13 protein-coding genes are annotated in these 12,811 nt (G+C 62.9%); 8 read left to right on the forward strand and 5 right to left on the reverse strand.

Annotation, left to right across the window (positions count from 1 at the left end; genetic code table 11):
• The first annotated feature begins 3 nt into the window (after window positions 1-3).
• From hflC to cfaB, 7 genes are all read left to right on the forward strand, one after another.
• Window positions 4-1,002 (forward strand): protease modulator HflC, encoded by a 999-nt coding sequence (gene hflC / locus HX811_RS27660; RefSeq protein ID WP_161635746.1) that lies wholly within the window; start codon window positions 4-6, stop codon window positions 1,000-1,002.
• The gene (hflK, locus tag HX811_RS27665) at window positions 999-2,033 is read left to right on the forward strand and encodes a protease modulator HflK (RefSeq protein WP_003213508.1); all 1,035 of its coding nucleotides are present in this window, start codon (window positions 999-1,001) and stop codon (window positions 2,031-2,033) included. Before hflC ends, hflK begins: the two co-directional genes overlap by 4 nt.
• Window positions 2,030-3,925, forward strand: a complete 1,896-nt coding sequence (locus HX811_RS27670; RefSeq protein WP_177048281.1) for a cation-translocating P-type ATPase — start codon at window positions 2,030-2,032, stop codon at window positions 3,923-3,925. Before hflK ends, HX811_RS27670 begins: the two co-directional genes overlap by 4 nt.
• A 107-nt stretch (window positions 3,926-4,032) precedes the next feature.
• Window positions 4,033-4,284, forward strand: coding sequence for a hypothetical protein (locus tag HX811_RS27675; protein ID WP_102370195.1), 252 nt, complete (start codon window positions 4,033-4,035; stop codon window positions 4,282-4,284).
• A 66-nt stretch (window positions 4,285-4,350) separates the two neighbouring features.
• Window positions 4,351-5,196 (forward strand): DUF692 domain-containing protein, encoded by an 846-nt coding sequence (locus HX811_RS27680; protein ID WP_177048283.1) that lies wholly within the window; start codon window positions 4,351-4,353, stop codon window positions 5,194-5,196.
• Window positions 5,187-5,972 (forward strand): DNA-binding domain-containing protein, encoded by a 786-nt coding sequence (locus tag HX811_RS27685; RefSeq protein ID WP_177048285.1) that lies wholly within the window; start codon window positions 5,187-5,189, stop codon window positions 5,970-5,972. Before HX811_RS27680 ends, HX811_RS27685 begins: the two co-directional genes overlap by 10 nt.
• An 87-nt stretch (window positions 5,973-6,059) precedes the next feature.
• Window positions 6,060-7,244: a C17 cyclopropane fatty acid synthase CfaB gene (gene cfaB / locus HX811_RS27690; protein WP_008439517.1), complete on the forward strand. Its 1,185-nt coding sequence runs from the start codon at window positions 6,060-6,062 to the stop codon at window positions 7,242-7,244.
• 129 nt (window positions 7,245-7,373) lie between these two features.
• Here cfaB and cls read toward each other — a convergent pair whose 3' ends face one another.
• A complete protein-coding gene (gene cls / locus HX811_RS27695; RefSeq protein WP_003213496.1) occupies window positions 7,374-8,813 on the reverse strand; it encodes a cardiolipin synthase in 1,440 nt (479 codons plus the stop codon).
• Window positions 8,814-8,943: 130 nt separating this feature from the next.
• Between cls and HX811_RS27700 the strand changes: the two genes are divergently transcribed.
• Entirely contained in the window at window positions 8,944-9,465 is a 522-nt protein-coding gene (locus HX811_RS27700; protein WP_003213494.1) for a DUF3617 domain-containing protein, read from the forward strand.
• Window positions 9,466-9,607: 142 nt separating this feature from the next.
• Here HX811_RS27700 and HX811_RS27705 read toward each other — a convergent pair whose 3' ends face one another.
• The 4 genes from HX811_RS27705 to HX811_RS27720 are packed head-to-tail and all read right to left on the reverse strand — an operon-like array spanning window position 9,608 to window position 12,811.
• A complete protein-coding gene (locus HX811_RS27705) occupies window positions 9,608-10,945 on the reverse strand; it encodes a dihydroorotase (protein WP_008439513.1) in 1,338 nt (445 codons plus the stop codon).
• 2 nt (window positions 10,946-10,947) lie between these two features.
• On the reverse strand, window positions 10,948-11,508 hold the full coding sequence (locus HX811_RS27710) for a DapH/DapD/GlmU-related protein (protein WP_003213490.1): 561 nt from the start codon (window positions 11,506-11,508) through the stop codon (window positions 10,948-10,950).
• Entirely contained in the window at window positions 11,505-11,930 is a 426-nt protein-coding gene (gene hisI, locus HX811_RS27715) for a phosphoribosyl-AMP cyclohydrolase (RefSeq protein ID WP_008439510.1), read from the reverse strand. The genes HX811_RS27710 and hisI overlap by 4 nt, the downstream gene beginning before the upstream one ends.
• Complete coding sequence (locus HX811_RS27720; protein WP_003213485.1) at window positions 11,927-12,811, reverse strand: metal ABC transporter substrate-binding protein; 885 nt, start codon at window positions 12,809-12,811, stop codon at window positions 11,927-11,929. Before HX811_RS27720 ends, hisI begins: the two co-directional genes overlap by 4 nt.

Genomic DNA, 12,811 nt, shown 5'->3' on the forward strand with positions numbered 1-12,811 from the left:
CATCTGTTGAGCGCTCATTCTCACGATCACGCAGGCCATGGTCACCACCACGGCCACCATCATCACCATCATGGCGATGAGCACGAAGCCGGCCCGTTCCCCTGGCGGCGTATGGGCTGGGCGGTATTGCTCGTGCTGTTCGCGGTCGCCGCGGCGAGCCTGGTGCAGGTGCGTTCCGGTGAAGCCACGGTGATTACCCGCTTCGGCAACCCGTCGCGGGTATTGCTGGAGCCGGGCCTGGGCTGGCGCTGGCCGGCGCCGTTCGAGGCGGCGATTCCGGTGGACCTGCGCCTGCGCACCACCTCCAGCGGTTTGCAGGATGTGGGCACCCGCGATGGCCTGCGGATCATCGTGCAGGCCTACGTGGCCTGGCAGGTGCAGGGCGACCCCGACAACGTGCAGCGCTTTATGCGTGCGGTGCAGAACCAGCCGGATGAAGCGGCGCGGCAGATTCGCACCTTTGTCGGCTCGGCGCTGGAAACCACCGCCGCCAGTTTCGACCTGGCCAACCTGGTGAACACCGATGCCAGCCAGGTGCGCATTGCCGATTTTGAAGCGCAGCTGCGCCAGCAGATTGATCAACAATTGCTCACCACCTATGGCGTGCGTGTGGTGCAGGTGGGCGTTGAACGGCTGACCTTGCCGTCGGTGACCCTGGCCGCCACCGTCGACCGCATGCGCGCCGAGCGCGAGACCATCGCCACGGAACGAACCGCCGTGGGCAAGCGTGAAGCGGCGCAGATTCGTTCGGCCGCCGAGCGTGATGCGCGAATCGTCCAGGCCGACGCCACGGTGAAAGCCGCCGACATCGAAGCGCAATCCCGAGTCGAAGCGGCGCAGATTTATGGCCGTGCCTACGCCGGCAATCCGCAGCTGTATAACCTGCTGCGTTCCCTCGACACCCTTGGCACAGTGGTCACGCCGGGCACCAAGATCATCCTGCGCACTGACGCCGCGCCTTTCCGCGCGCTGGTGGATGGGCCGAAGGATGTCCAGCCATGAGTGAGCGGGAAAGCCTCGACAGCCCGTGGATCCAGGCTGGACGGCTGACGTTCCTGGCGCTGTATGCGGTGACGGTATTGGCCGCGCTGGCGTGGGCGTTTTCCAACGTGCGCCAGATCGACCCGCAGAACCGCGCCGTGGTGTTGCACTTCGGTGCGCTGGACCGGATCCAGAATGCCGGGCTGCTGCTGGCCTGGCCGCGTCCGTTCGAGCAAGTGGTGCTGTTGCCCGCCGCGGACCGGGTGATTGAGCGCCGGGTGGAAAACCTGCTGCGTTCCGATGCGGCCACCCAAGCCGATCGCGTGGCCAGTTTTGCCACACCGCTGAGCGATGCCCTGGCCGGCTCCGGTTACCTGCTGACCGGCGATGCCGGCGTGGTGCAACTGGATGTGCGGGTCTTCTACAAGGTCACCGAACCCTATGCGTTTGTGTTGCAGGGCGATCACGTGCTGCCGGCGCTGGATCGACTGGTCACTCGCAGCGCTGTGGTGCTGACTGCGGCGCGGGATCTGGACACGATTCTGGTGGCGCGCCCCGAGTTGATCGGCGCCGACAACCAGGCCGCCGAACGCCGCGAACGGCTGCGTGGCGACCTGGTGCGCGGCATCAATCAACGCCTGGCTGACCTGGCGTCCACCGGCCTTGGCCTGGGCATCGAAGTCACCCGGGTCGACGTGCAATCGAGCTTGCCGGGCCCGGCGGTCAATGCCTTCAACGCAGTGCTGACCGCCAGCCAGCAAGCCGACAAGGCGGTGGCCAATGCGCGCACCGACGCCGAAAAACTTACCCAGACCGCCAACCAGGACGCCGACCGCGCCGTGCAAGTGGCTCACGCCCAGGCCAGCGAACGGCTGTCCAACGCCCAGGCGCAAACCGCTACCGTCGCCAGCCTGGCCCAGGTCCAAGACCCCGGCCTGTTGCTGCGCCTATACCGCGAACGCCTGCCGAAGATTCTCGGGCAGGCCGGCTCCGTGACCACGGTTGACCCTAAAGACGATTCCCGCCTGATCATTCAGGGAGCCGAACAATGACCGCCCACGCCGCCCCGATGCTCTCGTCGGCCGAACAACGCAGCGCCGCCCGGCAACTGACCCTGGCGATGCTCGCCCTGGGCCTGCTCAGCCTGGGCCTGGTATGGCGCTGGCTGGCGCCGGACCAGACCGGCGTGAGCCAACTGCTGTTGGGCGTCGCCTCATTGCTGGTGGCCGTGCCCGTGATGCGCTCGGCCTGGTACAGCCTGCGGTATCCAAGTTTGCATGGCATCACCGACCAACTGATCGCCCTGGCCATGCTTGGCGCCTGGGCTACCGGTGACCTGCTGACCGCCGCGCTGCTGCCGATCATCATGATCTTCGGCCATGTGCTGGAAGAGCGCAGCGTCATCGGCTCCCAGGAAGCGATTCATGCCCTGGGCAAGCTGACCCGTAGCCACGCACGGTTGGTGCAGGCGGACGGGACGATCCTGGAAGTGGACAACGGCATCCTGAAGACCGGCGATATCGTCGAAGTGCGCGCCGGTGACCGCGTGCCCGCCGACGGCGTGGTGCTTTCGGGCCAGGCCAGCCTCGACACCGCGCCAATTACCGGTGAATCGGTGCCGCTGGAAGCGAGTGTCGGCGTGCAGGTGTTTGGTGGCGCGATCAACCTCGACGGTTTGCTGCGCCTGGAAGTGACCCGCACTGGCAATGAGTCGACGCTGGGCAAAGTCATCGCCCTGATGCAGAGCGCCGAACGTTCGAAGCCGCCGATCACCCGATTGCTGGAGCGCTACGCCGGCAGCTACATGGTGCTGGTGCTGTTGCTGGCGGCGGTCACCTGGTTTGTCACCAATGACGCCCAGGCGATGCTCGCGGTGCTGGTGGCGGCGTGCCCGTGTGCTTTGGTGTTGTCGGCGCCGGCCACGGCGATTGCGGGCATTGCGGTGGCGGCGCGTCACGGCATTCTGATTCGCAGCTCGGCGTTTCTCGAAGAGCTGGCGGACCTGACGTCGCTGGTGGTCGACAAGACCGGCACCCTGACGTTTGGCACCCTGCGTTTGCAGTCCATCGACACCCGCGAACCGGATCGGCAAGCACTGCTCAACCTGGCGGCCAGCCTCGGCTCGGCCAGCAGCCACCCGGTCAGCCGGGCATTGGCGGGGCTGGCGACTCAAGAGCAGATGCTGGTGTTGTCGGATATTCGCGAGCGCCAGGGCCTCGGTGTGGTCGCGCAGACCGGGCAGGGCGAAGCCGCCCTCGGCCGGCCGGAATTGTTTGAGCAACTGGGCATCACGGCCACGGCGGTCCCCAATCACGATGGCCCGATTGCCGGGCTTGCGTTGAACGGGCAGTTCCTTGCCTGGCTGTTGCTGGCGGACAGCGTGAAACCTGAAGCGCGCCAGGCGATGAAAGAGCTGCGTGAATTGGGCCTGGGTCGCCAACTGCTGCTGACCGGCGACCGCCAGAGCGTGGCCGACAGCCTGGCGTTGGAAGTGGGCATCAGCGACGTCGAAGCCCAGGCGTTGCCGGAGGACAAACTCAATCGCGTGCTGGGGGAAATCGGCAGCGGTTTCCGGCCAATGGTGGTGGGCGACGGGATCAACGATTCGTTGGCGCTCAAGGCGGGTGTGGTCGGTGTGGCGATGGGCGCGGGCGGGGCGGATATCGCGCTGGCGTCGGCGGACGTGGTGCTGATCGGCAGCGACCTGCGGCGCCTGGGCACGTGCGTACGCTTGAGCCGCCAGTGCCGGCACACGCTGCAGGTCAACGTGATCATCGGCCTGGGCTGGACGCTGGCGATCGTGGTGTTCGCCGCATTTGGCTGGCTGGGCGCGGCGGGCGCGATGATTGCGGCGGTGCTGCACAACCTCAGTACGCTGCTGGTGCTGGGGAATGCGGGGCGCTTGCTGCGGTTCCAGGAGCCGTTATTGAAACTCGAGGAATAAATTTTTCAGTCGTGCTGTAACGCCATGGGGGGACCTCACTCTAGTGCTATGTCGAGACTGAACAATCCGTTCAGACCGGCTCCACTACCGATCATGAGGAATACAAAATGAACTTCAAAAACGCCGTTTCCGGTGCCGCCCTTGCTATCGCCGCTGCTGGCATGTTCGCCGGTGTTGCCACCCAGGTACAAGCCGCTGACGCGCCGGTTCATTGCTATGGCGTCAACGCCTGCAAAGGCCAGAACGACTGCAAGACCGCAGAGAACGCCTGCAAAGGCCAGGGTGTTTGCAAAGGTCACGGCTTCCTGTCGATGAGCAAGGCGATGTGCGACCAGAAAGGCGGCAAAGTCGGCGAGTAACCGACAACCGAGTGCAACCGCAGCGGGCCCCCCGCCGCTGCGGACACTTTCCCCAGGAGTGTTTTTATGTCCGCTTCCCTTCCGAGTCTGGGTTACGGCCTGGGTCTACGCAGCGAGTACTACCAGCAGATCCTTGAACAATCGCCGGCCGTGGATTGGTTCGAAGTGATCTCCGAGAATTATCTGGTGCAGGGCGGCAAGGCCTTGTACTACCTGGATGCGATAGCCGAGCGTTATCCCCTGGTGATGCACGGTGTGTCCCTTTCAATCGGCGGGCCCCATGCCCTCGATACCGATTACCTGAAACAACTCAAGCAGCTCTCCGAGCGCATCCGGCCGGCGTGGATTTCCGATCACCTGTGCTGGAGCCGTGGCAACGCGCACCAGTTGCATGACTTGCTGCCGCTGCCCTACACCGAAGAAAGCCTGTACCACGTCGCCGGGCGCGTGCGGCAGGTGCAGGATGTGTTGCAGCGCCCGTTCGTGCTGGAAAACGTCTCCAGCTACGTGCGCTCCAAGGCGGATGAGTTTACCGAATGGGAATTTCTCAACGCCCTGAGCCACCTCACCGGCTGCCAGTTGCTGCTGGACGTGAATAACGTCTACGTCAGCTCGCGCAATCACGGGTTCGACGCCTGGGAATTTATCCGCAACCTGCCGCCCGAAAGCATCCGCCAACTGCACCTGGCCGGGCATATGGATTACGGCGACTACGTGATCGACACCCATGACCATCCGGTATGCGATCCGGTGTGGGCGCTGTATCAGCGGACCCTGGAGCACCTCGGGCCAGTCTCGACCTTGCTCGAACGCGATGACCATTTCCCGCCTTTCCAGGAGCTGCTCGACGAGTTGAACAAGGCCCGCGAACTGGGCGCGAGCGCGCTGGACAGGAGAGCGTTATGCGCCTGATCGATTGGCAATTGGCCTTTGAGCGGCATTTGCTGGCCGAATCTTCCACTGCCAGCAACAGCTTCAGCGCCACCTTGATCGGCGGCCCGACCCTGGATGTCGAGACGGGCCTGGCGATTTACCACAACGCCTATCACGCCCGATTGCAGGAAGTGCTGCGCGATGACTTCAGCGCCGTCTGGTATTGGCTGGGGGACGAGGAGTTTGCAGCGTTGGGTTCGGCCTATATCTGCCGTTATCCCTCGGCCCATTACAGCCTGCGCTGGTTTGGCGAGCGGTTCCCCGGGTTTATCGTTGAGCATTATGGCGAGCAAGGTTTGGCGCCTGCCGAGCTGGCGCGGCTCGAATGGGCATTCACCCTGGCCTTTGATGCACCGCAGGGCGAGCCGTTGACCCTGCAAGACATGGCAACGCTGCCGCCCGAAGACTGGCCCGGGCTGCTGGTGCAGTTCGTGCCCTCGGTGCAGCAGGTGCTGTGTGATTTCAACAGCCTGGGCATCTGGCGTGCGAGCAAGGGCGAGTGGGACTTTCCCGGCAGCGAAGCCCTGCCATTGGCGCAGGTGTGCCTGGTCTGGCGCCATCAGAATGTCTGCCAATACCGCAGCGTTGAACCGGCGCAAGCCTGCGCGCTGACAGGCATGGTCGCCAACGGTTGGAGTTTTTCCGAACTGTGTGCCGAGTTGGCAGTCACTTACCAGGAGGGCGCGCCATTGCAAGCGGTTACCTGGCTGAAACAGTGGGTCCAGGAGGGTTTGCTCCAGCGGCGGGCACCATAGAAAGGCGCTATTGTTTCGATAGCCTGCTAATTTTTCCGTGGATGGTCTACCCTCATTTCAGACGTCTGAAACAAGGGGGGACTACTCATGCTCGCGCAACTTCCACCGGCCTTACAGAATCTCAAGCTACCGCTGCGTCTTCGACTCTGGGACGGCCATGAATTCAACCTGGGCCCGGATCCCAGCGTCACCATTGTGGTCAAGGACCCCATGATGGTTTCAAAGCTCAGCCATCCGACGCTCGATTCACTGGGCGAAGCTTTCGTCGAGGGCAAACTGGAGCTGGAAGGCTCCATTTCCGAAGTGATCAGGGTCGTTGACGAGTTGAGTCATGCCCTGGTTGATGACGACGAGGGGAGTCGTCCGGTGCGCTCGATCCACGACAAGGCCACCGACGCAGCGGCTATTTCCTACCATTACGACCTGTCCAACGAGTTCTACCAGCTGTGGCTGGACCGCGACATGGCCTATTCCTGTGGGTATTTCGAAACCGGCAGCGAATCCCTTGATCAAGCCCAACAAGACAAATTCCGCCACCTGTGCCGCAAATTGCGGCTGCAGCCGGGGGAGTATTTGCTCGACGTGGGCTGCGGTTGGGGCGGGCTGGCGCGGTATGCCGCGCGGGAATTCGGGGTCAAGGTGTTTGGTATCACCCTGAGCAAGGAACAGCTGGCGCTGGCCCAGGAGCGGGTGAAGGCCGAAGGCCTGGAAGACCAGGTAGAGCTGACGCTGCTGGACTACCGCGACTTGCCTCAGGATGGCCGGTTCGACAAGGTGGTGAGCGTGGGGATGTTTGAACACGTCGGCCACGCCAACCTGGCGGAGTACTGCAAGATTCTCTACGGCGCGGTGCGTGAGGGCGGCCTGGTGATGAACCACGGGATTACCGCCAAGCACATTGATGGCCGGCCCGTGGGCCGTGGCGCGGGGGATTTTATCGAGCGTTATGTGTTCCCCAACGGCGAGTTGCCGCATCTGTCGATGATGACCGCCGAGATCAGCGACGTGGGCCTGGAAGTCGTCGATGTCGAAAGCCTGCGCCTGCATTACGCGCGCACGCTGGATCACTGGAGCGAGCGCCTCGAAGACAACTTGGAAGCGGCAGGCAAGATGGTGCCGGAACAAGCCTTGCGCATTTGGCGCCTGTACCTGGCCGGCTGTGCGTATGCGTTTGCCCGGGGCTGGATCAACCTGCATCAGATTCTGGCGGTGAAACCCCATGCCGATGGTAGCCATGAGCTGCCGTGGACGCGGGATGACCTGTACCAGTAAGCAATGGTACCGGTGATCTGAATGTGGGAGCGGGCTTGCTCGCGAAGGCGTTGTATCAGAAACACATTCAGTGAGTGACACTCCGCTTTCGCGAGCAAGCCCGCTCCCACATTGGGTTCGGTGCAAGCCTTACAAAATTGGAGAAATCAGCCGCGCGATCCGCATGCCCAATTGTTGCAGGCGGTGGGTCTGGCGGTTTTCTTCCTGGCTGATTTCATGGGCCAGGGCGAAGTCTTCCAGCAGCATGTGCTCCACCTGGCTGGCGAAAGTGTCATCTACCGTCAGCAACATCACTTCGAAATTCAGCCGGAACGAGCGGTTATCCAGGTTCGCACTGCCGATGGCGCTGATTTCACGGTCGACCAACACCACTTTCTGATGCAGGAACCCTGGCGTATAGCGAAATACCCGCACCCCGGCGCGCACGGCTTCGATCGCATACAGGCTGGAAGCGGCGTAGACGATGCGGTGATCCGGCCGTGACGGCAGCAGCAGGCGCACGTCGACACCGCGCAATACCGCCAACCTCAAAGCCGCAAACACCGCCTCATCGGGAATGAAATACGGGCTGGTGATCCACACCCGCTCGGTCGCCGCATGAATGGCCTCGACGAAAAACAGCGAGCAGGTTTCGTAGGGATCCGCCGGGCCGCTGGCCAGCAACTGGCAGAGCACGCCGTCGTCCGGGTAGGTATCCGGCAGCAGCAGCGGCGGCAGCTCACGCGAGGCCCAGAACCAGTCTTCGGCAAAGGATTCCTGCAAGCACGCCACCACCGGGCCGCTGACTTGCACATGGGTGTCACGCCATGGCGCCAGCGGCGGCTTTTTGCCCAGGTACTCATCGCCGACGTTATGCCCACCGACGAACCCGGTAATGCCATCCACCACCACGATCTTGCGGTGGTTGCGGAAGTTGACCTGGAAGCGGTTGAGCCAGCCGCTGCGCGTGGCGAAGGCCTTGACCTGCACCCCGGCGTCTCGCAGCGACTGCACATAACGATGGGGCAGGGCATGGCTGCCGATACGGTCATACAGCACGAAAATGGCTACGCCTTCGGCGGCTTTTTCCTTGAGCAAGGTGTGCAGTTGGCGGCCGAGTTCGTCGTCATGAATGATGAAGAACTGGAACAGCACAGCGGTCTTTGCCGAGCGAATCGCCTCGAAAATCGCGCTGAACGTAGCCTCGCCATTGATCAGCAAACGCACCTGATTATTCGCCAGGCAAGGCATGCGTCCCAGCTTGGGCATGGCCCGCAGCGAAGCGTAGGCCTGGGAGTTGCGCGCGGCCAGCGCCTCTTCAACCCATGGGCGCCAGTTCAGCTCGGTGATCGCCTTGTGCATTTCCTGGTTGGCCTGGCGCCGCGCCTGAATGTAGGCGTCGAAAGTGCTCCGGCCAAAGATCAGGTAGGGAATCAGCGTCAGGTAGGGGATGAACATCAGCGACAATGCCCAGGCAATCGAGCCTTGGGCGGTCCTGACGGTCAGCACCGCATGGATGGCGGCGAGGGTGCCCAGAAAATGCAGGGTGGCAATGAAATAGGCGAGCAGGTGCGGGCCAAAGAAATCCATGGACAACGGTACTCCTGACGAACAAGTGCCTAACAGACCATGTTCGGCCACGAATGTCGCTATTTTATTTGCTGTGCAACACTGGCGCTTTTGCGGCGTCTAACGCCGACAATTGCCCAGGAGTTACCCGATGAATGCTCGTCTGCTTGGTTTGGCCATGGTTGTTGGTTTGACGCTGCCTGTGGCGGCGCAAGCGCAGATGTTGGCGCCGGGCTTGTGGGAGTTGACCACCAGCAACATGAAGGTCGATAACCAGGACCTGCCGGACTTGTCGCTGATCCTCGGTCAGCTCAAGCAACAGATGACCCCGGAACAACGCGCGATGCTTGAGAAGCAAGGCATCACCATGGCCGGCAAAGGCGTACAGGTGTGCCTGACCCCGGCCCAGGTGGCGTCCGATTCCATCCCGCTGACCGACCCGCAATCGGGTTGCAAGCAGGAAGTGACGGACAAGACCGGCAACCAATGGAAATTCCGTTTCAGCTGCCCGAAAGCCCAGGGCACTGGCGTGGCGACGTTCCAGAGCCAGCAGGAATTCACCACTACGGTTAACGGTACCTTCAACGCCACCGGCGTACAGCAGAAGGGCAGCCTGGACACCCACGCGCAGTGGTTGGGCAGCAACTGCGGCACGGTCAAACCCCGCGCTTAACCTAAGACATACCCCGATCAAAATGTGGGAGCGGGCTTGCTCGCGAATGCGGTGAATCAGTCACAGGTGTATTGGCTGACCCACCGCATTCGCGAGCAAGCCCGCTCCCACATTTGATTGGATTGCCAGGTACAGAGTCTCTTCAACGCTGGAAATGCAGCGGCAACCCCTGGCAACTGTCGTGCACGCGCCCGTCGTGCCAGGCCAGGTGGCCGGACACAAGCGTGGTGCTGACGCTGTGCCGGAAGCTGCGCCCGGCAAAGGGCGTCCAGCCGCACCGGGCCAGGATCGGCTGGCTGCTGACGGGTTTGCCGTGAGGCTCGGGTTGGATCAGCACCAGGTCGGCCCAATAGCCTTCGCGCAGGTAGCCACGGTCGGGGATCGCAAACAGGTCCGCGACCCGATGGCTGGTTTTCGCCACCAGCGTGGTCAGCGGCAGCAGGCCGTCGGCGACCAATTCCAGCAGCGCCGGCAGGGCGTGTTGCACCAGCGGCAAGCCTGACGGCGCTTCGCGGTACGGCAGCTGTTTTTGCGCCCAGGTGTGCGGCGCATGGTCACTGCCAATTACATCCAGACGATCACTCAACAATGCCAGGCGCAGGGCGTTGCGGTCGGCGCGTGTCTTGATCGCCGGGTTGCATTTGATCTGGTGGCCGAGGCGGGCGTAGTCGCGGTCATCGAACAAGAGGTGATGCAGGCAGACCTCCGCCGTGATGCGTTTTTGCGCCAGGGGTTTATCTTCGAACAGCACCAATTCCCGGGCGCTGGTGATGTGCAACACATGCAGGCGCGTGCCGTGCCGCTTGGCCAGTTCCACCGCCAGGGACGAGGAGCGATAGCAGGCCTCGGCATCGCGGATCAGCGGGTGCGCCACGGCAGGAATGTGCTCACCGAAACGCTCGCGCATCCTTTGCTCGCGGGCCAGGATGCTGGGGGTGTGCTCGCAGTGGGCCAGGAGAATGGTCGGCACCTCGGCGAACAGACGCTCGAGGATCTTCGGATCATCCACCAGCATATTGCCGGTAGACGCACCCATGAACACTTTGACCCCGGCGACTTCCCGCGGGTCCAGCGCGGCGACGGTGTCGAGGTTGTCGTTGCTCACTCCGAAGTGAAAGCCATAGTTGGCCACCGAATGCAGCGCCGCGCGGCGCTTCTTGTCGGCCAGGGCATCCAGGTTCAGGGTCGCCGGGTTGGTGTTGGGCATGTCCATGAAACTGGTGATTCCACCCGCCACCGCCGCGCGGGACTCGCTGTAGAAGCTGCCTTTGTCCGGCGCGCCGGGCTCTCGGAAGTGCACCTGGTCGTCGATCATTCCCGGAAGCAGCCACTGGCCTTGGGCGTCGATTTCCACGGTGGCGTTGGCGTTGTCGATGCTGCCGGCGATCTTCTCGATACGGCCATTGGCGACCAGCAGGTCAGCCTCGAATTCCTCGCCTTCGTTCACCAGGCGGGCGTTGCGGATCAGCAGGCGGCTCATGGTCAGAACTCGTTTTGCAGGGCTTTGTAACCCAGCACCAGGTCGACGTTGGTGCGCGCCACGTCTTCGGAAAACTCCGAAGCGCTGACACTCACCGGCGGGAACTGGGACAGGTCGGTGTTGGGGCCGATGCGGGTGGTGGAGGGCACGTAGAACGCGTCGGGCAAATCGCGGCCGTCGACTACAGAGTTGTGCCGCACCACGCAGCCATCGCCGACGACGCAATTGAACAGCACGCTGTTGAAGCCGATGAACACCCGGTCACCAACGGTGCAGGGCCCGTGGACGATGGAGCGGTGGGCGATGGAGGTGAACTCGCCGATGGTTACGGCGGCGCCGGATTTGGAGTGGATCACCACGCCGTCCTGGATATTCGAATTGGCACCGATGGTGATCGGGTCCATGTCACCGTTGGCGTCGACTTCGTCGGCGCGGATCACCGCGTAAGGGCCGACAAATACGTTTTCGCCGATGACCACCTTGCCGCAGATGATTGCGGTTTTGTCGACGTAGGCCGATTCGGCAATCACGGGCAGATCGCCGGAAGGGTTCTTGCGGATCATGGGTCAGGCTCCTTGAGGGGCGCGGTGATGATGTTGACGTGATGGCCGTCGATGGCGTTGTAGAAGCAGGTGGGCCGGCCGGTGTGGCAGGCCGGGCCTTGCTGGTCGACGATCAGCAATACCGCGTCGCCGTCGCAATCCAGGCGGGCCTCCACCAGCAGTTGCCAGTGGCCGGAGGTTTCGCCCTTGCGCCACAGTTGCTGGCGCGAACGGGACCAGTAGCAGACGTGCCCGGTGGCCAGGGTTTCGTCGAGGGCCTGGCGGTTCATCCAGGCCAGCATCAACACTTCGCCGCTGCCGTGTTGCTGGGCGATGGCGGCGATCAGGCCATCGCTGTTCCACGGCAGGGCGTCGAGCACGCTATCGAGTGGAAAGCGGCTGCCGATGGCAGCCTCTTCCAGGTCAAGCATGCTCAGGCTCATGGCTTGCTCAGGGCCGCGCACAGGGTGTTGAGGTTGTATTCGAACAGGCCGGTGAAGGTGCTGGCCGGACCTTCTGCAGCCAGGGCGTCCGAGTACAGCGTGCCGCCGATCTGCGCGCCGCTTTCGTCAGCGATCTGCTGGAGCAGACGCGAGTCCTTGATGTTTTCCATGAACACGGCCTTGACCTTGTCCTTGCGGATCTGGGTGATCAGCGTGGCGACTTCGGCGGCCGACGGTTCACGTTCGGTGGACAGGCCTTGAGGCGACAGGAACTCGATACCGTAGGCCTGGCCCAGGTAGCCGAAGGCGTCATGAGAGGTGACGATGCGACGGTTACCCGGTGGCAGCGCGCCAAACTTGGCCTTGGCTTCAGCCAGCAGGCGGTAGATTTCTTTCAGGTACACCTGGCTGTTGTGCTCGTAGTCGGCCTTGTTGGCCGGGTCGGCAGCGATCAGCGCCTTGGTGATGTTGTTCACGTAGATAACGGTGTTGGCCAGGTTGTGCCAGGCGTGCGGGTCGGGGATGGTTTCGCCGTCCTCTTCCATGGTGTGGGAGAGCACGCCTTTGCTCGCAGTGACCACAGTGGCCTTGGTCTCGGTGCTGGTGACCAGGCGATCCAGCCACGGCTCGAAGCCCAGGCCGTTCTTGATGATCACCTTGGCCTTGAGCAGGGCCTTGGCATCGTCCGGTGTTGGTTCGTAGGTGTGGGCGTCGGCGTCGGGGCCGACCATGTTGCTGATCTGGATATGATCGCCACCGACCTGGTGGGTCATGTCGTCAAGAATACTGAAGCTGGTAACCACCTGAAGCTTGTCGGCAGCCTGGGCCGTCGCGAACGACAGCGGCAGCAACACACTGAACAGCACGAGTAGAGCGCGCAT

Origin of the sequence: Pseudomonas sp. F8002, assembly GCF_013385495.1 — a bacterium.
Lineage (GTDB): Bacteria > Pseudomonadota > Gammaproteobacteria > Pseudomonadales > Pseudomonadaceae > Aquipseudomonas.